Below are 22,776 nucleotides of genomic sequence, written 5' to 3' on the forward strand. Positions count from 1 at the left end.
TATATTATGAAAATTGCCTATGTTGTAGCTGAAGGTTTAGATAAAGAACATGGTGTTTCTAAAAAAGTACTTAATCAAATAAAATATTGGGTTAATAGTGGCCATAGTGTAAAATTATTCAACTATTCAAATAAAGGTATAAACCCAATGTTTGAGGAGATAGAGTTTGAAATAATTAAATATCGAAGTCGCATTCAATTTGTATTAAATACTTCTGGTATAGTCCCAATAAACAATTGGAAGCCGGACATTATTTATTTTAGAACATATCCCTATAGTAATACATTCTATAAAATGCTTAAAACATATCCAACTGTTATAGAAATAAATTCAGATGATGTTGAGGAAAGTAAAATTCATATGCCCTTCCTAGCTAGAAAGCATCATTTACTAACAAGAAACTTTTTAATGAATAATGCCAAAGGATTTATTTGTGTTACTAATGAATTAAAGAAGAAATTAATAAAATATAATAAACCCACTATAACAATACCCAACGGAATAAATTCCCATTATATTAGTAGGAAACCAGAACAAAATTGGAATAGAAATGTAAGATATCAAGTTATTTTTTTAGGCTCTCCAAATCAATCTTGGCATGGTCTAGATAAAATAATAAGCCTAGCAAATCAATTGCCTGAGTTTGATTTTCATATTGTGGGGACTGATGGGTTAAAGAATATGCCAAATAACCTTAAACAGTATGGGTATTTAAAGGAAAGTGAATATATAAGTATAATTAATAAATGTGATGTAGCTATTGGCACTTTGGCACTTCATCGGATAGGGATGAATGAGGCTTGCCCCTTAAAAACAAGGGAATATTTAAAATATGGCCTTCCAACAATCATTGGATATCAAGATAGTGATTTTATTGAAGGTAATTATCCTTTTCTATTTGAATTGCCCAATAAGGAAGGTAATATAGAATCGAATATTTCATCTATCAAAGAGTTCATAGAGAACTCTAGAAATATCTGTATAGGGGAAAGGGATGTTGAACATCTCTTTTATGAATATAAGGAAATAAAACGTTTAGATTTTTTAAGTAGTTTAATATAATTTTTTCAAAACTTATATATTAAGAAGGAGAAAGATTGTGGAACAAATTGGTGTATCGATAATTTCTCTTATTATATTAGCATTGTCTTTTTATTTTTTTAAAGTTGCAAATGGAACCTTATCTATAAATAGGTTGACTCCTTTGTCCCTAATATTTTACTACAATTTAGTTCTTTTGGCTTATATTGGATCTTATTTAATGTATATAGGAATTAGAGTTCATACCGATCTTCATCTAGTACAAGATGATAGTTATTATTTGATTACTTTTTTATCCGTATCATATGTACTTTTATCATTACCATTATTTATTATCATTTTTAATAAAATTTGGAAAGTTAAACCAGAAGAAGCATTTATAAAATATTTAGAGAGACCGCTGATATCCCTATTCACTAAAAATGATAAATATCTTTATTATCCATTGTGGGTTATAACACTTACTTCATGTGTAGTAATGGTCTATCTATTAAAAGACTCTCCATTGTTGAATTTTATCTTAGGTAAAAACACTAATATATTAGAAGCAAGAGTGATTTACACCAGAAATTATTCAGGATCTTTAATAATAAAAAATACAATAGGGAATGCATTTATACCATTATGTTCCTATATAACATATAGCTATATGAAGATGTTTCCAAATAAAAAATGGAAATTAATGTTCATCATCTTATTCACAAACTCATTGTTAATTTATGGAACCAGTATGAGTAAATCAGGCATCTCTACCTATATACTTAGCTTTGTTTTATTAAAAGTTTTAATCGAAGGAAAAATATCATTAAAAAAATTAACTTATATATCATTAATAGTAATCACATTTGTAATTGTAATGTATATGGTTGTTTATCAAGATAATCAAGAGATAATTACTGATAAAGAAACTTTCTTTTTTAAAAGTGGTCCTATTGGTAGAATAATTTTTGGGCAATTGGTTGGATTTGTAAACACTTTATATATTTTTCCACAATTACATCCTTTCGTTAATGGAGGAGATATTGCCTTTCTTCGATTTTTAGGCTTCGATTTTTTGGATTCATCTAGAATTGTTATGTCATATGTAAGTCCAGGTGCGGTTGAAAATGGGAATGCAAATGTTATGAACTCTATTTTTATTGCAGAAGCCTATGCTAATTTTGGATATCTTGGAATATTGTTTGCTCCATTAATTGTTGCATTTATATTACATTTTTTCACACTGTTACTTTATAAATTGCCTAAAACACCAATAGTATTGGGTTGGTGGATCTATGTAATGTTTTTATTGTCAAATGGTATAGGAGGAGGATTTTTTTCTGAATTCCTTTTTAATACTAAGATTATAGGAGTATCAATATTGACTATTTTACTTTATATTAGTGGACATGTATTATTTACTATTTATGATAAAGGGTATAATAGATTAGTTAAAAATTGAAATGAATTTTTATATATGAGTAGCTAGTCTGAATAGAGAAACATGGAAATCTTACTATTTTTTAAATATTTTTTCGTCAATGGATTCTGTTAGAAAACCAACATCCCAAATATCTATACAATATTCTCTTAAGGTGTACCTAATTGTATGAATTAAAATTTTGACCAGTAATAAGTTAAATAATTCTGGGTCAAATATTGGAAGGTTCAAATTAGACGAATATTTTTAAAAGTTAGAACTTGATAGTAGTAATACAATGATAATACCACCCTTGAAAAAAAAGAAATCAAAACTTAACTTCACATTCAATCCTTTAAAACTGTAATGTTAACCATATAATAGTAAATACAACAAATGGAATAATTATTCCATTTGTTGTATTTACTTTTAGGGAAAAGGAGCTAACATTTATCGGTTCAATAAGTAGGCCAAGTATTTAGAGGAATTGCTAAGAAATAGTTGAAGGCATGATTGCTTTTCTTAAATTGAAAAGAGGTCTTAGATTGTTTTTAATAATAAATTTCTTGAAAAATAAATTTGTTGATTTATGGAGAAGAGGAGCTTTTCACATCTTGCTGGGAAGTTTTGTTACAAAATTTGTGGTTTTCTTCGGTACCATTTTTCTCGTAAGGATCCTTTCGAAAACATCATACGGAGTACTAGGCTATATAGAGAATATTTATGGATACATTTACATTTTTGCAGGTTTGGGTTTAAATAATGCTGTATTAAGATATGTTATATTAGGAAAAACCAGTGAAGAAAAATTCGGATTTTATAGATATGCTATTACAAAAGGAACGCTTTTCAATATTCTTATAGTTTTTTTTGTTGCTTTGTTTTTCTTGTTTTATCCATATCCAGAAGAATTTAAAGGCGCTAAATGGCTGTTGCTAATATTGTTTATTACAATTCCTTTTCAATTTTTAGTCGATAGCAATACCTTAACATATAGGGCAATGTTTGATAATAAACGGTTTGCTATTATTACATTTTTAACATCCGTGATATTGATTATAGCCAGATATTTAGGAGCAATATTCTTTGACTTAAATGGAATTGTAATTGCGAATATTTTAGTTTATGTATTATTTAGTTTAATTCTAAGCTATGTTTCCTTTAATTTATATTTTAAAGAATATAGACCTAATCAGCTTTCTAAAATTGAGCAGAAAAAGGTCAATAACTATTCTTTCCAATATATGATAACTAATGGTGTTTGGGCAGCATTTATGCTTAATGATGTCTTTTTGTTAGGTCTTTTATCTGGGAATGCTGAAATTGTTGCTGAATATAAAGTAGCTTACGTACTACCAGGTGTTCTTACTATAATCAGTACAGCAATAGGAATTTTTATTGGGCCTTATTTTGTAAAGCGTGAAACAAATCATAATTGGGTTTGGAAAAATTATATAAAAACGTTGATTATTCTAGCTGGCATAATTGCACCTTTAGTAGCTATAATGTTTGTTTATGCAAAGTCTATTACTACTCTAATATACGGGGTACAGTATGAAAATATTGTACCTATTATGCGGCTGTTATTGGTTGCAGCCTTAATAAATTCAATATTTCGTTATACTTCTGCAAACCTATTAGCCTCAATGGGAGAAATTAAATCTAATATGTTGATTTCAATTTTTGGAATGTGTTTACAAATCATTATTAACTTGATTCTCATTCCAAAATATGGAGAATTAGGCGCTGCAGTCACAAGCATTTTAGTATACTCACTTATGGCACTCTCTTTATTTATTATTTTTATAAAAAAATTTAAACTTACAAATTAATTTGAAGACCTAAAGCATGTCCTTGCGGAAAATTACTTAATATGCTTTGAATTAATTAAGAAATGTAAAGAAGCCATTTCTTCTTTAGTTCACATTTGAGAAATTGATATATTAAAGAGATGAAATCTACTCGAAAATTACATCAGACTTCCAGTCTGATGTAATTTAATTCTATTTTTTTGATTTTAATATTTATAAAAATATATTTGTATAACTTTATTTCAAGAAAGTAACCCGAGTAAAAACTCATATTTTTGGTAGCTATCAAAAGTCAATATAAGGTAGTGTATATTGTTAAAGGAATTTAAGCCTTAAAGAAAGAAAAGTATTTTTGAGGGGTATTAAATGTAAATAAATTCCATAAACATGAAATTGTTTAACTGACTATCTAAAACAGTAATGTGGTTCCATATGTAATTTCATATGAGTTTTTATAGGTAGAGTGCAGAATTATATAATCTATTTTCCCTCTTTCTTAGACTATATTGGAAAATGGAATAATATAAAAATAATTGGTTAATTTATAAAGACCCAATAGTTTACTTAGTAGTAACTAATTTAGTTTTAGTTTTATATTAAATTTTCAAGTAATAATTTTGGTAATGAAAAAATATTTTTTGGGAGTTTTTACAATGAATATATATGATAACCTATTGAAAAGGATAGAGGAAAAAAAGGCTATAATTGGGGTAGTAGGATTAGGTTACGTGGGATTACCGTTAGCTGTAGAAAAAGCTAAGGCTGGCTATAAAGTTATTGGTTTTGATATACAACAATCCAGAGTTGAACAAATAAACATGGGGATTAATTATATTGGAGACGTGGTTGACCAAGACCTAGCAAATATGGTGAAAAAGGGTCAATTTATTGCAACAACAGATTACGCATTAATGAAAGATGTTGATGCTGTAGCTATTTGTGTACCTACACCATTAGATGTATATCAGCAACCAGATACATCATATGTGGAAAGCTCAGCAAAAGTAATTGCCAAATATGCACATAAGGGTATGTTAATTGTATTAGAATCAACAACTTATCCTGGTACAACAGAAGAGATAATAAAGAAGACTCTTGAAGAAAGTGGTCTAGTTACAGGAGAAACAGTTTTCATTGCTTATTCTCCTGAACGTGTTGATCCGGGTAATAGACAATTTAAAACAAAGAATACACCTAAAGTTGTTGGTGGAATTACAGATAAATGTACTCAAGTAGCTGCAGCTCTTTACCGCAATGTATTAGAAGGAGATGTTTTCGAAGTTTCTAGCCCTGCAATAGCAGAAATGGAAAAGATTTATGAAAATACTTTCCGTCATATAAATATTGCATTAGCCAATGAAATGGCCATTTTATGCGAGAAAATGGGTATTGATGTATGGGAAGTTATCGACGCAGCGAAAACTAAGCCATATGGTTTTATGGCATTTTATCCTGGCCCTGGTTTGGGTGGACATTGTATTCCAATCGATCCATTTTATTTGACATGGAAGGCGAGAGAGTATAATTACCATACTAGATTAATCGAATTAGCCGGTGAAATTAATAATACTATGCCAGATTACGTTATCAATCGTGCAATGCAAATATTAAATGAAGATGGAAAAGCTCTTCGTGGTTCTAAGATAGCTGTTTTAGGTGTAGCGTACAAAAAAGATATTGATGATGTGCGAGAATCACCAGTTTTAAAAATTATTGAAGCACTTGAGCATCATGGGGCTGACTTTAAAGTAGTTGATCCTTATGTGGGGTCTTTTAAATCAAATAATCAAGTTATTGAAACAGTTGGTTTAACTAGTACTCTGTTAAATGAATCAGATTTAGTTTTAATAACTACCGATCATTCTGATTTTGATTACGAAATGATTGCGCAAGAAAGCAAGGTTGTATTTGATACTCGTAATGCCCTTAAAGGAATTAATACTCCAAATAGGTATATAAAGCTTTAAAAGTTATTAGCCACCCTTTTAGGGTGCGCAAATACTCTTGAACTTTTCTGTTTCGATACATCTCTTCAACTAATAGGTAAAATGACAAGCTTCGGGTAGAAGCAGGATTATTAAAAAATGAAAAGGTAGATATGACAAGTGGGTCACTTTGTACATGAAAGCAGTTTTATAGACGAAAATGTAACAATCGGCGAAGGATCTAAAGTATGGCATTTTAGCCATGTACACAAAGGTGCACAAATTGGGAGTAATTGTTCATTAGGACAGAATGTTAATGTCTCTAATAATGTTAAGATAGGCAATGGAGTGAAAATCCAGAACAATGTATCAGTCTATGAGGGAGTTGAATTAGAGGACTATGTATTTTGTGGACCTTCTATGGTCTTTACAAACGACTTGACACCTAGAAGCAAATATCCCAAAGGTTCTGAAGGTTATAAAAGGACTCTTGTTAAGTACGGTGCATCTATAGGAGCAAATGCTACCGTTGTATGTGGTAATACGATTGGTAGCTGGGCAATGATTGCTTCAGGTGCAGTAGTAACAAAGGATGTTCCTAACTATGCATTAATGGCGGGAGTACCCGCTAAGCAAATCGGTTGGGTTTGTGAATGTGGGAATGTCTTAAAAGAGAGTTTTGAATGTAAGGAATGTGGCAGAGAATATATTCTTATAAATGCAGAACTTAAAGAGAAACTTTAATAAATAAAAATGGAGATTGATGAATATGGAATTTAGAGATTTAAAAAGCCAATATCAAAAATATAAAGAAGAAATTGATAGCGCAATAAACCAAGTGATAGTAAACGCAAATTTTATTGGTGGTAAAGAAGTTAAAGAAGTAGAAGAACAATTAGCCCAATTCGTTGGTGTTAAACATTGTATTTCTTGTGCAAATGGAACTGAAGCAATGACTTTATTAATGATGGCGTGGGATATTAAAGAGGGGGATGCAGTATTTGTTCCAGACTTTACATTCTTTTCAACAGGGGAGATCGTTTCGTTTAGAGGAGCAACACCTGTATTCGTTGATGTTGATAGGGATACATTTAATATTGATACCAATAAATTAGAAGAAGCAATTATGAAAACTATCGAGGAAGGAAAATTAAATCCAAAGGTAATAATTCCTGTAGATTTATTCGGCCTTCCAGCTAATTTCCCAGAGATAAATAGAATTGCAAAGAAGTACAATTTATTGGTGTTAGAGGATGGTGCCCAGGGATTTGGAGGAAATATTAATGGGAAAAGAGCATGTAGTTTTGGAGATGCAGCCACTACTTCTTTCTTCCCTGCTAAACCTCTTGGTTGTTATGGTGATGGCGGAGCTATTTTTACAAATGATGATCAATTAGCTGAGTTGCTAACATCATTAAAGGTCCATGGTAAAGGTGATAATAAATACGACAATGTTAGAATTGGTTTGAATTCTAGACTGGATACTATTCAGGCAGCTATATTGAAAGTTAAACTAAAAGCATTTGCTGAGCATGAATTGGAAGATGTAAATCGAGTATATAGATTATATAATGAAAGATTAAATGGAGTAGTTGAAATTCCTTTTATTCCAGAAGGTTTCTATTCAAGTTTTGCCCAATATACATTAAAACTTAAAAATAAGGAACAACGTGAGGGCTTACAGGCTCGATTAAATGAGCATGGAATCCCAAGTATGATTTATTATATTAAGCCAATGCATAGACAGGAAGCTTTTTCACACTTGGAATTTAATGATAATGAATTTGAAATAACTAATACGCTTTCTGATACTGTACTTTCCCTACCAATGCATCCGTATTTGAGTGATGAGGAAGTTAATAGAGTATGTGAAGTTATTAAAGGATATTTCGAATAAAATCTGATTATCCCTTAAAAACCATATAGGGGTTAGTTAGACAACAGTTACTTTTGGGATGAATTCCATTGCAGAGACAATAGTGCGCCAATAGCATTGTTACAATCATAGAGTAAGACTTAAAAAGATTTGCAGAATGATATGGTGAGTATTTTATCAAAAAATATAAATGATTAGGGGGATGGTATGATAACCATTCCCCTAATTTTTCTTTAATTTTTAATGGGGGTAATCAAGGTTGCAATTTGGGATGAAAAAGGATATTTTGACCATTCGGAAATTCAGTTATTTAGGACCATGGATTTTAGTCGTCCTATGGATGATACTGATTTTTAACATGTCGGCAGAACCAGCAACTCAATCTAATAAACTTAGCACAGGAATAACTGAGAAGGTAATAGAAACTGTTGAGAAAACCCATCTAGTAACTGATTTAAACAAAGAAAAAATAAATCATATAATAAGAAAAAATGCCCATTTCTCTATCTACTTAGTGCTTGCTATTTTAGTACTAAATGCTTTTAGAAAAAGTGAGAAGCTAGTGGGTAAGAGACTTTTTTTAGCTCTAGGGATCTGTGTTCTTTACGCCATTTCAGATGAAATTCACCAATTATTTGTTATTGGAAGAGGTGCACAGGTAAAAGACGTTTTCATAGATAGTGCAGGAGCAGCTGTTGGTATTGGGATTTATTTTGCAGTGCAAAAAAAACTTAAGAATGGTTCCAACATATAAAGAGGTTCTGTTCGATTCAGCGGGAGCATTACTTGCATTGTTATTAACCTTTCTTATTTTGAATCGACTGAGAAAAAGGGTGATTGCTTAACTGCTTGCTGATCCAATTAATTTAAGTCAGCATAATTATAACTTTGATTTTCATTGATCATGCGGAAATCTCTTTTTGATAGATGAGGGAAGTGGTTAAGATCAATTTGCCGTACATAGATTGATTTTGCATGATGGGTAGAAATCGTGGTATGGCTTGTTGAGATTATACCATCTGTATATCGGCCGATTTGTTCTAATATGTAGTTAATAGATTTACCCTTTACATACATTTCTTCTGTTAAATCATTTTTAAAGGTTACATATAAGATGAAATAATTCATATGAAGTCCTCCATAACAGTTATATTTTAAATAGTAAAGGAATAGTAATAGTTTTGTCTGCGTTAATTTTGAAAGTAGAAAAAGAGGAGCCTAAAATCATTTCTGATGGAATGAGTGTAACATTTATTCCTAGGTTATCGAGGATGGAAATGAAATCTGAGGAGTAAGAGTTAAGGATTCAATTTGAAAATACAAAGGTTTATGGAACATTCAACTAGTGGTTGCCAGGAGCATTAGAGAAAGTGGTTAATTTGAAAAAAAGCCGCTGATTTTAGATGTAAAGGCGATTTTTATTCTTCGGTGACTTCAAGGTCAATAATATCACAAATATCATCTATTTCCAGTGATTCAGCGATCCGTTCAATTTGGCTAAAATTAATATTCTGCCTCTTCTGATTAGCCAATTCACTCAAAGCCGCATAGCGAATATCGGTTCTTCTGGATAATTCTCTTAATGGTAAACCCTTATCCATCATTAACTTATGAATTTTCCCTCTCACTTTTCGCCTCATAGTTCTCCTTACATCCAATTAAATTGACTATAAAGAAAAACTAACATAATAAAATCCCGCGAGTGGTACGCATATGCGTACCACTCGCGGGATTTTTTGTGTCTGAAATCAATTTGGATGATTGTCCATGTTCTGCCTTGATAGATTTTAAAGTAAAGGGCATTTCATAAATAAGAGGTTTGTATAAAAAGACAATAAAAATAGGCAAAGAGTTATGAACAGCTCTTTGCCTATATATTTGACAGTAAAAATTACTAAGTGGTCCTATTAAAGAGGTTTTTCAACGATTTGCAGCTTGTTACTTATAATCAGTTGTCATTTTCAGTGTGTTCTTGATTATCTAAGTTATGCCTAAGATTACATTGGATCATAACTCATCTAATAATCTCTTTAAATCCGAATATGTGGTTACATTGTTTTTCTCGACTAAATCCCATACCAAATGGGAATTGACGCCACCTACTCTAAGCAGCATATAGTTTGTCCAAAGTTCAATTTGCTGAGATTGCGTCAACCCGATTCTGGCTCTTAATACTTCTTTAAGTTAGTATTCGATAGGGATTTCGAAAGTAGTGAATATGCAGTTTATCGTGTTGAATTCGTTTTTTTTGATTTATTTTTCTTGTAACCGTTATTCTACAGTTGCTCTCAGTCTATTCAAATCTCATTTTTTATCTCTATCTTCCGTTTTTGGCGAGAAGCTTTATAAAAGTTCTTAAGCTCAAATACCACCTACAGAGGTATTTGAAAAGTTAGATTGTCGGTATTATTAGAAATGCTAGGAAGCCTTTTCTTGAATGGGATTTTCATAAGAAATATAACATTCCAATGATTTTAAAACTGTTACATCTCTACGTAGGATAGTAGTTTTACGAAAAATAAACATACCTAAACAAATACTAATTACCAAAAACAAACCTGAAATTTGAGAGTAGAGATCCTGCGAATGATATTCAAAACTTTTATTTAAAAAAAGAACAGTTAGACTGGTTAATGCTGACGCAGCAAAAGCGACAAACATCATAATATATATGGGTTGCTTTTTGATGTTTCTACTAACACTTCTAAGTATTTTATGAAAATTAATATATCCTCTTTTTTGAAATCTTGCTCTTTTAAATCGGAAATGATCCAATTGAAAAAATTTCTATCACCATAAATTTTCCAATACTTTCTTTTTAAAACTTTATTATAGTAAGAATACACCAGATCGTCCTTCACTAATAATATTTCGGGTCTAATAAAAAATAAAACAATAACTCCTATACGCCTAAAAGGAAAAAAAGAACTAAACACTGAGATTTTAAGTTTTTATGGTATGAGTTTTCAATATTTATAATTCCGAAAATAAACCAAAATAAATAATAAAACATTTTTCACCTCTTAATTAAATTCAAGTATAATCCTATTTTAATTTAGGAATAAAATTAAAGCATTAATTTTTTATTGAATATCGGCAATTTCGGTGCCTGTATCACGGCCTTAGGCTGGTTAAAAAATGATAAAATTTCGGTGCATGTCACGCCCCGGATTTACTTGTTTCACAATTGGTTTCACGGAGTGGAGAGTAGAAATATCGGTGTCATCACGTTCAGAGGTTTGCACCGATTCTATCTAAATATAGATAGGTTTATAACCTGTAAATCATAATAGCTAATTCTGTGGAAAAACAGTTAATAAAACGTTTGATTGAATCGGTTTCGTGTTTATATTTTTATAAGTGAAAAAGAGGCAGCATGACTTCATATTCGAAGATGCTGCCTCATTCTTTGAAGGATTATTTCAGATCTGTCAGGTCATAGCTTTTTGTTTCGTTTATGGTGCCGAAGTCTTTTTTTGATAAATAGGGAAAATGCTTCAAATCAATTTCTCTAACAAACATGGAGATGGCGTTATACGTACAAAAAGATAATTTACTGGTAGCGATGCAGCCGTTTGAATATCTGCCCATGCGCTCTACTATATAATCAATCGACTTGCCCTTTATGTAGTACTCCGAGGTGGTGTGTGCTTTGGAAGTGACATATAAGATGAAATAGTTCATGGTAATGCCTCCATCGTATCCATTTTTCCTTAACGGATTTTCACCAATTTCAACAGGTGATTTGATTTTCATTCCTCATACTTTATCTCTTTTTATCCTCCGCTTCTTTTACTAGCTCCCACGTCTTCATATCCAGTTCTCTCGCTATCGCAGCAAGTTTATCGAGGGTTGGACTGTTTTTATCGTTTTCGAGGTTACTCATATATTTTCGCGTGATGCCACTGCGAAATGCCAGTTCATCTTGTTTAATCCCCTTAACTTCTCTCAACCTTATTATGGTCTTGCCAATGTAAATGGTCCTCTTTTTCTCCAAGGAATTTTTCTCCTTTTTAAGACCATTAGATACCTCGCGAAAACTCTTAACCACGTAATATATGACGCATTAGACCGGTAGGAGGAAATGTTTTTATAGGATTCATATTAGGTAGATGAAATCTTATGAAGCCATACATGAAATTAATGTTTTTGCCCCTTCGCTGTAGTAATAGCTTGAAACATGATATGGGACAAGCATTTTATTGGTATATAATAGAATATAAGATATTTACTGTAAAAAATGAATAGAGTCGATTGATTTGAGTTTTCAAATTAGCGGGAAATCAACTCCATAGGAGGAGAACAGCTTGAGTAAAAGAAGAACCAAAAAACAACAACGAGAATTAGAAGAAGGAATTAAAGGATTAATTGGTATGGTGGGATTAGGCTCCTATTGGTTTACAAGATCCATCTACCAGACCGGAATTATCATGGGCATTGCCCTCATCTTAATCATCGCTATAGCAATCTATAAAAAAAATAAACGAAATGAACGTCTAAGAAATTCAGGTATTAGTGAAATTGATGCAATGGATGGCATTCAATTTGAACATTATTTAAAAGAACTGTACAAGTCCAAAGGCTATGCTGCTGAGGTTACCAGTGCAAGTGGTGATTATGGAGGAGATTTATTGCTTTCGAAGGAAGGTAGAAAAGTCGTCGTCCAGGCAAAACGGTATTCAAAGGATGTCGGTATAAAAGCAGTTCAGGAAGTGGTCGGTGCAAAAGCCTATTATTCAGCAGATGAAGCCTGGGTTGTTTCCAATAGCTACTTTACAAAAGCAGCTAAAGAACTGGCAAAGAAAAGCAATGTAGTATTAGTAGACCGCGATGAGCTAATAGAGAGTATTCTTGGTTCAAATCCAGGTATGAAAAGGGAGAGTTCGTCGGTGACCGTTTCTGGCAACGCGGTTACTGTATGCAGTAAATGTGGCAGCCCGATGGTTCTGAAGACAGGGAAGAGAGGGAAATTTCTTGGCTGCAGTAATTTTCCTAACTGCAGGTTTACGCAGGATGCTGGGTGAGTTTACTTCTTGGTCTACCTCGAAGTTTGTCGGAAAATAGTTAATCAAACGTTTGATTGAATGAGGGCAAAAGCTTGGTATGAATGGATTTAAATAATATTCCCGTGCCTGTCACTTCCCTTAATCAACCGTTTTCCTGATTTATCAACCGAAAATAGGAAGTTTATCAACTTTTAATAGATTGAGTGGAGGGACAGACCTCTACTGAGGTAAAGCGAGAGAGGACAGACTCCCATCAAGAAAAGGCCGAACATCACAAGGATGTCCGGCCATTCTTTTTTGAAAATCCATCTTATTTGATTTTTAATTCCAGCGATTCTACTTTGCTTTGGTAGAGGGTACCGTATATGTCTACTGTTTTTAGTGATGGTGTGAGTGTTGTAGAAATCGCTTTATCATTGATCCATTTAAAGTAATAGGTCACCACGGTTCCTTCGTCTTTTGGATCCTTCGTTACATCGCCCACGAAGGAGGCGGTGTATTCGATTGTATTTGCACCTGCATTGTTTTTTATGGTGTCAATAGGAGCAAGATCCGTTGCAAAATAGTCCCCGGCATTTCCGCTTGTCACGGGTGTTCCGTCCTTACCGACCAGCTGAAGAACTGAAGGATCATAGTTAATGATAGACTGTAATCCGTAAGTGTAAGCCGCATGGGAAATGAATGCTTTTATTTCAATAATATCGCCGGGTTGAGGCTGCCTTGTCCGGGACAAGCTGTAAAAGTGTTTCGTTTTGTCCAACGTAAACATCTTTTTGTTCTCCCTGCACGCCATCATTTTTCTTCACGAATTGAGCATCGAGACTGTTTACCATACCATCTCTATTGATATCTGCTTTGTCTGCCATCCAGTCCGGATAATACCCGTTTTCGGTCTTATCGTTAAGATAGCGGTTGATCACCATCCGGTCGTAAAAATCAACCTTGTTATCACCATTTGTATCACCGGCTGTTTGAAGCACGACTGGCAATTCCAATAAAGATACGGGAAGCGCCTTGCCATTTGCATCCGTTTTGGCCACATAGACATTTTTTATCCATGCACTAACATGTCCGGGGGCGAGTAATTCAATATCATATGTCTCTCCTGGTTTTAGTCCACCTATTAAATAACTGCCGTCATAGCCAAATTCCCAGCCAAAGTCTTTCCGGTAACCGTCCAAAGCAAGAAGTTCCTGGTTTGTTGCGGAGTTATATACCTTGATTCTGGTACCATCTCCTCCGTATACCACATCTGTCCGTGGCTGGCCGTTTTTATCGAGGAATGCCTCCAGCTTTAGCTTGCCGGTCAATTCGGCAGGGGAAGTGAAGACCTCCATTGTTTTTTCCGTACTCATTAATGCTTGTGATCCAGCCGGGCTCGTATAGGCTGCCTTTGTCACATGGAATGTTTTTTGCCCAAGTGCACTTACCTCAGGGCTGGTGTTAAAATAAACGTTTGCGACAGGGATGTTGCCGTCCAGGCCGGTCGCTAAACTTTTACCGTCCACCTTAATGCTTAGGGTATTACCATTGTTATCTGCGCTTACCACGGCATTCGGAAACTTTTTCAGGAATTCCTGAGATGGCTCTGCTTTTACATAGGTAAAAACGGAATTGTCATAACCCAGTTCAAATTCTCCTGACAGATAATCCTTTACCTGATTCGCATTTAATGCCACTTTCATTTCTTTGCCAAGCTCGACGTCGTTCGCTTCGACTGAAGTGCTTTTATCATAATGAAGGGTAAAAGTCTCCGTATTTTCATTTCCTGCTTTATCAGCTACTGTCACTGTCAATGTGCTCGTTCCAGGGGGAATATTTTGAATGGCAAAATCCATGTTTTCGTCTTTTGTCTCATATCTGGCTTGTAAATCAGGTGATTCAGCCGATACAACCTTGCCATCCTGTTTGATTTCATACTTTATTTTAATCATATTAAACAATGCGTTATCCGAAAACATCCAATTCTTCACGATGTACACAATTTTTGTTCCTGTTATGGAGCCCATCCAGTCAGACGAGCTAACGGTAATGTCATGGCTTTTGTTATCGTCAAGCAGAATTTGTGTTTTATCACTCTCAACCACGGCTAATTTGTTTTTATAAGTGTCATTTCCGTATTGGTCTGTTGATGCAAAATATATACTGTACAGGCCGGATATTGCTGTTTTTTCCTCTAACAGATTGCCTTGATCGTCAATTGGCTGATACGAACCGTTCCAGGTAAAATGATGGTCGCCTTTCGTTAATTCATCTGTTTGTATATCCTTGATTAATCCGATTTCTCCCGTATCATGATTGAGGGCAAAAAAGTAGCCTTCATTCATTTTCGTATTCAGGGAATAATCAATGGTTGTCGTATCCTTTATACCGTCTCCATTCGGTGAAAGGAATTGGTATAGTGCAAAGGAAGAAACACCAGGGAATATTTTTGCGTTTTTAAAAGCAGCAAATGGCACCTGGAGCTTAGGGACATTGCGGCCATCCGGCGCTAAATAGACAAATCCTTCATACCTTCCGTCGGCTCCTGCCTCATCCGGCTTTAACGTTACCTGTATCTCTTTTTCACTTTTGGCAGGTATCGTAATGTTTTTTGTATCAAAAACCAGCCTTGGTTCACCGCCGCCTGCAAGCGTAGGGGTAGGATTTTCTTCATCCGGAACCTCATTGGTGAAGTATTTCATCTCATAAGACAGTTTATACGTCACTGGATTGGAAGAGCTGTTTTTTATTGAAATTGTTTTTGTTTTATCTGCACTTCCCCATATATCGCCAAAGTTAAGGGAAGCGGTGTGGTATTCCACTTGTTCAGGTGATGTTCCCCCGAGTGGATCCTTTGTCAATAAAGCAGTCTCCGGGACTTCGGCCACTATTTCGTCTGTTAACGCCTTAAGCGGCTGAACACGTCCCGAGCCTGTTTCCAAAACGCTGTACGGCCCTTGGGTAAAAATGCTTGTATCAAGCTTTTTGGAGGTGTTCATCAGCAATGCCTTAATATCAAACGAATGATAAGTTGGATGGGCTTGCTTCATTAGTGCTGAAATACCGGCAACCATTGGAGTTGCCATACTGGTTCCGGACATGCGGGCATAGGAATGGGAGTAATCCCCATTAAGTGACGGTACGGTTGAATAGATTGAAACCCCTGGTGCCACGACATCCGGTTTAATATCCCATGTATCCTTTACCGGACCATTCGAACTGAAATCAGCGATATCATCACCAGGATAAGTGTCCCTGGTTACATCGATAAGACGGATGAACGAAGATTTACTTCTTGCCGCTTCCACAACTGCTGCCAGTTCCCGGCCATCATCGCCCCTCATGTCAAACATAGGAAGCGTTCCAATCACGGGGAACGGACGGTTAATGTTTTCATTCAGACCATCTGCATTAAATGCAATCAATGCTTTTGCGCCAGCCTGCTGTGCCAGTTTGTTCATGTCGTCAAACACCATGACCCCTCTCTTGGCGAGGGCAATTTTTCCTTTAACATTTACCTTTTTAAAATCAGCCTCTGTACCGAGTCCAACGTACACCACTTCTGAATCGCGGTAAAATTCCTTTAGGTTTCCAGGCTCCGACTCCAGCATCCAGTTTAACTGATACTTTTTATCCGTTGAAGCACGGGTAGCTGCTTTATACTGATAAGAATTGATAGGCAAATAAGATGCACCGACCGAGATGGGAAGAGGGGCACCGGCTGGTGATGTGACAGTTCCCAAATTGCGTCCGTTGCCGTAGTTTCCGTTGGCCACAACCGTGATCACATCTGCAAGCATCGCATTATTAACCGCTCTGCTGGTGGCAGTGTCAGCATCGTTCACCGGTGCACCCAATGATAGATTGATCACATCCATGCCATCTTTTACTGCTTTTTCAATCCCAGCTATGACCCATTCATCATAGCCGCCCTGCGGTCCGAGAACACGGTAGACATAAAGGTCGGATTGTGGGGCAACGCCTTTCATGCCTCCAGCCTTTGGATTCCCCCTGCCGGCAATAATACCCGATACATGGGTACCGTGAACGGAAGTTACTTCACTGTTTCCTTCGTAAGGGTCTTTATCCTGGTCGACAAAATCATACCCGCCTTTGTAAGCATTTTTTAAATCTGGGTGTTTGTAGTCAATTCCCGTATCAATCACACCGATTTTCATGCCTTTACCGGTAAATCCGGCTGACCAAACCTGGTTCACCCCAAGGAAAGCCATAGGGTCAGTATTAGACGCTTTATTGGCAGAATCCTTTTCGTTTGGAATCGGCTCGATTTTGTGATTTTTATAAACCGCGACCACTTCATCTGAATCTATTAGTTTTGGAAGCTCGGATGATTTGATTTCCATGGCCATTCCGTTAAAAACCGTATCATATGTAGTCTTGATTTTGGCATGGAGATTTTTCTTTGTGATTTGATCTTTGATTTTGTCGTGGCTCTTTTTGATCTCAAGCTCTGCATTTACCTTATTGAATGACTTATTTCTTATTCCCTGTTTCACGATTGGATCGGTCTTAAGCTCGACAATTACATTTTCACTTTTCTCTGAGTTTAAATGAATGGCCGGATCAATATAAAGATTCTTGTCTGGACTTTGAAGAAGCGTTTTTGCTTTTATTGTTTGTGCGAGGCTGTTAATACGATCATTTTTCGCTGCTGGTGCCGCTGCATGGACTGCCGAAAAGTTACTGAAAACCAGCAATCCAGATAAAAGAATGCTTGCTCCTTTTTTAACCTTTTTCATTTCATTCCTCCACGTAATGTTTTTTTGTTCTTTTTTGAGTACACCTCCTTTCTGTCATAGTCGAAAACACCCAGAAAGAGGTTACAAATCATTGATGATTTTTGCTCGACAATTTCTTTTGGCATTTAAACAAAAAATGAAGTCAATAATAAATCCGGTGCCTGTCAGGTCCCGGATTATCTTGTTTCACGATGGGTCTCACGGATGCCTGTCACGCCCCGGAATTTGTCGGAGATTAATAGAGTTTTAGATAGATATAAAGTGATAGAAGAAGTTGCAGCTGAATATTGTTGGGGTGGTTGGTTGTTACGCTTCTTTCTGTTTTGGGAAGGAGGTGATAAACATGGAAACTTTTCTTGAAATTCTACGAGAAGTTCTGAAGGGAATTAATAATAAAGTCACTTGTCTAACATCTCCCCTTACAATTAAACTCTCTGTTATTGGGCTAACAATTACAGGGAGGTATAAGCAGTGCTAACAGTGACTGATATTATTCATATCAAACAAGAAGTGAATATAAAAAGTCGTTCTTAGTTTGGATATGGGTTACAGCCATTTTTTATAAAACGTTTGATTAAGAAAATGAAAGTGGGAATCTGGTCGAGAGATGGAATATTATGAATAACGGTTTTAGTATAGAAAATGAAAGGCTAACCCTAATGCTGCATAGGTTAGCCTTTACTATTTATTAGAATGCTTTGCCGTCATTCGCATTCAGCTGGGTTACTAGTCGATCCACAGCAGTTTGTCCAACCGCATTGGTATCAGAGATTTCTTTTACCTTGGTCATTTTATCATTCTTTGCTCCAGAGGCTGCGATGATAGGAGTGATGATGTCCGGAATGATATAATCAGCATCTCCTTGGTTTACATTCGCAGGCAGCTGGACATGATTGGATACCCCATCAGGTGCTTTTCTTACGTAATCATGGACTTGAACAAGATGCTGCGTATTAACTGGCTTCGCGTCTCGCCCGTGATAAGAAAAGTTGTTAGTAGGGTCCCCGTCAGGTGCTGTTCTTACGTAATCATGGACTTGAACAAGATGCTGCGTATAAACTGGCTTCGCGTCTGGTCCGTGATAAGAAAAGTTGTTAGTAGGGTCCCCGTCAGGTGCTGTTCTTACATGAGCCTGTACATGCTGTAAATCGCTGCTATTTACCGCTCCTGATTGGGAAGATGGCAGGACTGTATCGCTATTAGACAGCATATGACCATTTGGTGCAATATGATCTCCACCCGTCATAACATGGCCGTCGGTAAAGGCTGCATCATGGCCAAAAAAATCGCCGCCAATATGCATTTTTAAGAATGGAAGGATAAAAGAAATTATGATGAGCGGAGCACTCCCCATTATTCCCAGTGCTGATGAGCTAGTATATCCCTGCCTGTATAGCCATACTAAAATGGCTCTTAAAACAAAGCATCCTATAAGGGCAACTGTTAAAGCTTCTAAAAAAACGGAGGTGGAAAAATAGGATGACAGCCACAAATAGGGCTCTGTGCTTATTTTGGCAATAATGCCCCCGGCTGACCCATAGATGAAAATTCCCGCTACAAACGGCTTCCAATTTTTTATAACAAATCCTATCCTCATTATAAAGAGTACAATCATGATAATTAAAATGATCGGTGCCAGGGGAGGAATAAGTGCCGATATTCCACCTAAAATCAGCATGTACATTAGCATAGTTTTAAGCAATCTAAACGAGGTTACCAAAAAGAAAATGACCATTCCAATTGCCGATATTACCGGATGAAAAAAACCAAGAAAAAGGATACTCGGAAATAAGATTAACGCGGCACGATGATGTGATGACTCTTTCTGTATCTGAATCCAGTCTTGCATTATTTGCTTCCTTTCTATGTGAAAAATAGGAAATAACATAACTATAAAATTCATCATAAATCATCAATATTCCTCTAATAATTTCCTTTTTCGCACCACGGAATAATAGGGTCAGACCCCGACTCACGAATCAGATAACATCTTGGTGGAGTTGATTCAGCCATTGTTCCGTTTATATGTAATTGCCTCCTCAATAAGTTCATTACTAATTCGACAAAAATAGATACTATTCCTTTATTTTCCACTATAATGGTAGATATAACCTATTAAAGGGGAGAGTGTACAGTGGGGTTAATAAGAGATTTCAGTCGTTTAGCGGGAAAAGCAACCGGCATCGTGATGGGTGGCCCCATACAGGTAATTGGAGAATTAACCGGGATTGAGGTCATTGAGGAAATTGGAATAGGAGTACGAAAGGCTTCTGAATTTACGGGTGACACGTTTGGACAAGCAGCCAGCGGAGTCGTCGATACGGTTTCTGGAATCATTAAGGATAATCCTGAACAAAGGGATAAAGGATTAGGGGATATGGGTGGTGCAGTTGGCCGGACCGCTAAAGGTGTGTTTTATTCTGCCAAGAATATAATCCATAATGGGGGAGAAGTCATTGGTGGCATTGTAGATGGAGACACCGACCGGCTCAAAAAAGGAGCTACTTCCATTGTTAAAAGCGTCGCAGTTGGAGCGATTGCAATTGGGGTAGTGGATCTTATCGATGGAATAGATGTAGCAGAAGCGGCAGATGGAGTGGACCTAACGGATGCTCATGACGGAATGGATATGGCGGACCACCATGTATCCTATACAGAGGATGCAGCAAACCATGGCAACTATGACCATTCCGATCTAGTCGAACACATACATACTCGAAATGAAGGCTTAGCAGGAACAGTTGACCCTGATACTGGAGTTCAATTTGAAGAAAAAGTGGTTGAGCTCCCTGATGGTCATGAGATATCTGGGGTATTTCCAGAATTTAATGTAGAGTACGAAGTAGAATTGGCCAAAGCCTGTACCTGCAAAGTGACTATGTTCAATTTTCCTATGCCAATCATGACCTGTATGAAGCAATACAGTCTGACCCCAATTTAGCCGATGACTTAGGATTAAGCCACGAAGATATGATCGGCTTGGCTCATGGAGATACACCAGAGGGATTTACTTGGCACCACAATGAAGAGCCTGGTTTGCTGCAGCTGGTTCATCAAGATGAACATGCTCATACTGCTCACACTGGTGGAAGAGAATTATGGGGCGGTGGCAGCGAGTACCGTTAACTCTTTTGAATAGAGTAATAGCTTCTCCACTTGGGGAAGCTATTTCATTTTCTTGCATAACTGCCTTTTAGGAACGGTGTCAAGAATGGTGTGCAGAGTGTGTTTTGAGGAGTCTATCACCAAGGATAATTCTGTCCTTGGTGACAGGCTCTTTTAAATCGGGTGCCTGTCACGCCTCGGATTTAAAATCCCACGAGTGGTACGCCTTTCTTTACCTACCACTCGCGGGATTATTTGTGTCTGTCTTCAATTTGTATGCTCATACCTGTTCTGCCTTGATTGATTTTTAAGTAAAGGGACATTCCATAAATAAGAGGTTTGTATAAAAAGGCAATAAAAATAGGCAAAGAGATATGAACAGCTCTTTGCTTATCTATTTGACAGTATTAATACCACATAGAACTTAGTTAAAAGATTTTAGAACGATTTGAAATTATCTCCATTTTCTCTGTTTTCTCTTTTAATAAGTGCGCCTTCGATTATCCTAAAATAACTCCTTATATTGACTCATAATTCATCTAATAATCTTTTTAACTCCGTATATGTGGTTACATTGTTTTCCTCAACTATATCCCAGACCAGATGCGAATTGCCGACTCCTACTCTTCGTAGCATATAGTTTGTCCAAAGATCCATTTGCTGGGATTGTGTCAACCCAATTCTTGCTCTTAATTGTGTCTTTAAGTCAGTATATGATAGGGTTCTCGAATGTGGGGAATATGATAGTTTGTCGTGTTGGAGGCGTTCTTTTATTAGATTCTTTATTTCTTGTATCCGTTCTTCTTTTGCTGCTTTCAGTCTTTTCAATTCCTTTAAGCGATCTTCCTCTTCTTGGTTTTGACGAGCAGCTTCTTCAACAAGCTTTTTTAATAGTGCTTCATTATTTTTTATAAAATCCTCCCGCTGCAACTCATCCTGAAGGAGATTACTTAAAGCGAATTCTTTATTAACCTTTAAGGCATCAGCAAAAGGAATCTCGTAACCCTGATTCAATAAAAAAGAACGGTAAGGTTTTATATCTCTGTCACTAAGGAATCTTTGTACTTTAACCGAAATACGATCATCAATCGAGTAGATGTAATACATGCTTTTTACATCGATTTTAAATTCTTTCATATACGGTATATAGTTATAAGAATCAAAGAATGATAGATCAGTAGCTATATCACTCAGGCTTGCTTCCCATTTCAAATCCTCTTCCGTTTTTAAAGCAATAACGGCCTCTGCATCCCACAGTACGATAGCATGCTTCTCCTTCTCGACCACTAACTCTTTATTCTCAATAAACCATATGGGCTGCATTCCATGTTCAAGAAAATGATGATGCCGCTGAACAATCCTTTTTGCCAGCCTTTCATCCCCAGAGGAATGAACATTCGTTACAATGGAAATGGCAAACTCCTTATCGCTTACTTGCACCCAAATATCAGGGAATTCAAGTAAATCGGGTTTGGCCTTGTACCCATGCTCTACTTGAACATCAGTCCTCAAACGAGATTGGATAAGAAGCTCATCTAGGACAATGCTAACCATAGCAGGATGCTTTTCTGTTTCTCTTTCCACTTGTTTTGAATATTTTTTTTCTGCTTTATCAACCGTTTTAGATTCTTCGCAAGCCTCTGAGTGTAAATGGGAAAAATGCAAAATAACGGTTTCCCCCGATTTTACAATTAACTTCGCTTCACAATAAGGGCATTTGAACAGTCCCTTATCAGCTAACTTCTTAAGATTTGCGACTTCGTCCTTACTAGCCGAATTCGGCAGAGAAAATTGGATCTTTTCTACAACATGAATGGCGTCCCTCATATCATTCCCTCCTATAAATCTATCATACTAGAAAAATAGTATTA

The 22,776-nt window shown here is 35.8% G+C and carries 18 protein-coding genes; 10 read left to right on the forward strand and 8 right to left on the reverse strand.

Annotated elements, in window-relative coordinates:
• Positions 1 to 6: 6 nt before the first annotated feature.
• The 7 genes from RCG23_RS13580 to RCG23_RS13610 all read left to right on the forward strand — a co-directional run bounded on the left by RCG23_RS13580 (position 7) and on the right by RCG23_RS13610 (position 8,806).
• Entirely contained in the window at positions 7 to 1,062 is a 1,056-nt protein-coding gene (locus RCG23_RS13580; RefSeq protein WP_308176125.1) for a glycosyltransferase, read from the forward strand.
• Between the two features lie 37 nt (positions 1,063 to 1,099).
• Complete coding sequence (locus tag RCG23_RS13585; protein ID WP_308176126.1) at positions 1,100 to 2,482, forward strand: O-antigen polymerase; 1,383 nt, start codon at positions 1,100 to 1,102, stop codon at positions 2,480 to 2,482.
• A gap of 503 nt (positions 2,483 to 2,985) precedes the next feature.
• The gene (locus RCG23_RS13590) at positions 2,986 to 4,272 is read left to right on the forward strand and encodes an oligosaccharide flippase family protein (RefSeq protein ID WP_308176127.1); all 1,287 of its coding nucleotides are present in this window, start codon (positions 2,986 to 2,988) and stop codon (positions 4,270 to 4,272) included.
• Between the two features lie 632 nt (positions 4,273 to 4,904).
• A complete protein-coding gene (locus RCG23_RS13595) occupies positions 4,905 to 6,218 on the forward strand; it encodes a nucleotide sugar dehydrogenase (protein WP_308176128.1) in 1,314 nt (437 codons plus the stop codon).
• 138 nt (positions 6,219 to 6,356) lie between these two features.
• Positions 6,357 to 6,920 carry an acyltransferase gene (locus RCG23_RS13600; RefSeq protein ID WP_308176129.1) on the forward strand — a complete coding sequence of 188 codons (564 nt, stop codon included), beginning with the start codon at positions 6,357 to 6,359 and terminating at the stop codon, positions 6,918 to 6,920.
• A 25-nt stretch (positions 6,921 to 6,945) separates the two neighbouring features.
• Positions 6,946 to 8,073, forward strand: coding sequence for a DegT/DnrJ/EryC1/StrS family aminotransferase (locus RCG23_RS13605; protein WP_308176130.1), 1,128 nt, complete (start codon positions 6,946 to 6,948; stop codon positions 8,071 to 8,073).
• A gap of 250 nt (positions 8,074 to 8,323) precedes the next feature.
• Positions 8,324 to 8,806 (forward strand): VanZ family protein, encoded by a 483-nt coding sequence (locus RCG23_RS13610; protein WP_308176131.1) that lies wholly within the window; start codon positions 8,324 to 8,326, stop codon positions 8,804 to 8,806.
• Between the two features lie 107 nt (positions 8,807 to 8,913).
• Here RCG23_RS13610 and RCG23_RS13615 read toward each other — a convergent pair whose 3' ends face one another.
• The 4 genes from RCG23_RS13615 to RCG23_RS13630 form a co-directional block, all read right to left on the reverse strand.
• On the reverse strand, positions 8,914 to 9,180 hold the full coding sequence (locus RCG23_RS13615; RefSeq protein ID WP_308176132.1) for a hypothetical protein: 267 nt from the start codon (positions 9,178 to 9,180) through the stop codon (positions 8,914 to 8,916).
• A 290-nt stretch (positions 9,181 to 9,470) separates the two neighbouring features.
• Positions 9,471 to 9,692, reverse strand: a complete 222-nt coding sequence (locus RCG23_RS13620; protein WP_308176133.1) for a helix-turn-helix domain-containing protein — start codon at positions 9,690 to 9,692, stop codon at positions 9,471 to 9,473.
• 1,777 nt (positions 9,693 to 11,469) lie between these two features.
• Positions 11,470 to 11,808, reverse strand: coding sequence for a hypothetical protein (locus tag RCG23_RS13625; RefSeq protein ID WP_308176134.1), 339 nt, complete (start codon positions 11,806 to 11,808; stop codon positions 11,470 to 11,472).
• Between the two features lie 10 nt (positions 11,809 to 11,818).
• Entirely contained in the window at positions 11,819 to 12,049 is a 231-nt protein-coding gene (locus RCG23_RS13630) for a helix-turn-helix domain-containing protein (RefSeq protein WP_308176135.1), read from the reverse strand.
• A gap of 310 nt (positions 12,050 to 12,359) precedes the next feature.
• Between RCG23_RS13630 and RCG23_RS13635 the strand changes: the two genes are divergently transcribed.
• A complete protein-coding gene (locus RCG23_RS13635; RefSeq protein ID WP_308176136.1) occupies positions 12,360 to 13,076 on the forward strand; it encodes a restriction endonuclease in 717 nt (238 codons plus the stop codon).
• Between the two features lie 292 nt (positions 13,077 to 13,368).
• Here the strand turns inward: RCG23_RS13635 and RCG23_RS13640 are convergent, their stop codons facing one another.
• From RCG23_RS13640 to RCG23_RS13650, 3 genes are all read right to left on the reverse strand, one after another.
• On the reverse strand, positions 13,369 to 13,827 hold the full coding sequence (locus RCG23_RS13640) for a cohesin domain-containing protein (protein WP_308176137.1): 459 nt from the start codon (positions 13,825 to 13,827) through the stop codon (positions 13,369 to 13,371).
• Positions 13,751 to 17,800, reverse strand: a complete 4,050-nt coding sequence (locus RCG23_RS13645; RefSeq protein WP_308176138.1) for a S8 family serine peptidase — start codon at positions 17,798 to 17,800, stop codon at positions 13,751 to 13,753. Before RCG23_RS13645 ends, RCG23_RS13640 begins: the two co-directional genes overlap by 77 nt.
• 688 nt (positions 17,801 to 18,488) lie before the next feature.
• Complete coding sequence (locus RCG23_RS13650) at positions 18,489 to 19,649, reverse strand: hypothetical protein (RefSeq protein ID WP_308176139.1); 1,161 nt, start codon at positions 19,647 to 19,649, stop codon at positions 18,489 to 18,491.
• A gap of 285 nt (positions 19,650 to 19,934) precedes the next feature.
• On the opposite strand from RCG23_RS13650, the gene RCG23_RS13655 reads away from it, so the two are divergent.
• Together RCG23_RS13655 and RCG23_RS13660 are read left to right on the forward strand one after the other, a co-directional pair.
• Positions 19,935 to 20,741 carry a hypothetical protein gene (locus RCG23_RS13655; protein WP_308176140.1) on the forward strand — a complete coding sequence of 269 codons (807 nt, stop codon included), beginning with the start codon at positions 19,935 to 19,937 and terminating at the stop codon, positions 20,739 to 20,741.
• Positions 20,708 to 20,926 carry an HNH endonuclease gene (locus RCG23_RS13660; protein WP_308180059.1) on the forward strand — a complete coding sequence of 73 codons (219 nt, stop codon included), beginning with the start codon at positions 20,708 to 20,710 and terminating at the stop codon, positions 20,924 to 20,926. The genes RCG23_RS13655 and RCG23_RS13660 overlap by 34 nt, the downstream gene beginning before the upstream one ends.
• 507 nt (positions 20,927 to 21,433) lie before the next feature.
• On the opposite strand, the gene RCG23_RS13665 is transcribed toward RCG23_RS13660, so the two are convergent.
• Positions 21,434 to 22,732 carry a competence protein CoiA family protein gene (locus tag RCG23_RS13665; RefSeq protein WP_308176141.1) on the reverse strand — a complete coding sequence of 433 codons (1,299 nt, stop codon included), beginning with the start codon at positions 22,730 to 22,732 and terminating at the stop codon, positions 21,434 to 21,436.
• Between the last annotated feature and the right edge of the window lie 44 nt (positions 22,733 to 22,776).

Origin of the sequence: Neobacillus sp. PS3-34, assembly GCF_030915465.1 — a bacterium.
Taxonomy (GTDB): Bacteria; Bacillota; Bacilli; order Bacillales; family Cytobacillaceae; genus Neobacillus_A.

Excerpts from the sequence above, each read along its gene's own strand:
- RCG23_RS13580 (WP_308176125.1), top strand. The coding sequence starts at position 7 with ATGAAAATTGCCTATGTTGTAGCTGAAGGTTTAGATAAAGAACATGGT.
- RCG23_RS13595 (WP_308176128.1), top strand. The coding sequence starts at position 4,905 with ATGAATATATATGATAACCTATTGAAAAGGATAGAGGAAAAAAAGGCT.
- RCG23_RS13605 (WP_308176130.1), top strand. The coding sequence starts at position 6,946 with ATGGAATTTAGAGATTTAAAAAGCCAATATCAAAAATATAAAGAAGAA.
- RCG23_RS13610 (WP_308176131.1), top strand. The coding sequence starts at position 8,324 with ATGAAAAAGGATATTTTGACCATTCGGAAATTCAGTTATTTAGGACCA.
- RCG23_RS13615 (WP_308176132.1), bottom strand. The coding sequence starts at position 9,180 with ATGAATTATTTCATCTTATATGTAACCTTTAAAAATGATTTAACAGAA.
- RCG23_RS13620 (WP_308176133.1), bottom strand. The coding sequence starts at position 9,692 with ATGAGGCGAAAAGTGAGAGGGAAAATTCATAAGTTAATGATGGATAAG.
- RCG23_RS13625 (WP_308176134.1), bottom strand. The coding sequence starts at position 11,808 with ATGAAAATCAAATCACCTGTTGAAATTGGTGAAAATCCGTTAAGGAAA.
- RCG23_RS13640 (WP_308176137.1), bottom strand. The coding sequence starts at position 13,827 with ATGTTTACGTTGGACAAAACGAAACACTTTTACAGCTTGTCCCGGACA.
- RCG23_RS13645 (WP_308176138.1), bottom strand. The coding sequence starts at position 17,800 with ATGAAAAAGGTTAAAAAAGGAGCAAGCATTCTTTTATCTGGATTGCTG.
- RCG23_RS13650 (WP_308176139.1), bottom strand. The coding sequence starts at position 19,649 with ATGCAAGACTGGATTCAGATACAGAAAGAGTCATCACATCATCGTGCC.
- RCG23_RS13665 (WP_308176141.1), bottom strand. The coding sequence starts at position 22,732 with ATGAGGGACGCCATTCATGTTGTAGAAAAGATCCAATTTTCTCTGCCG.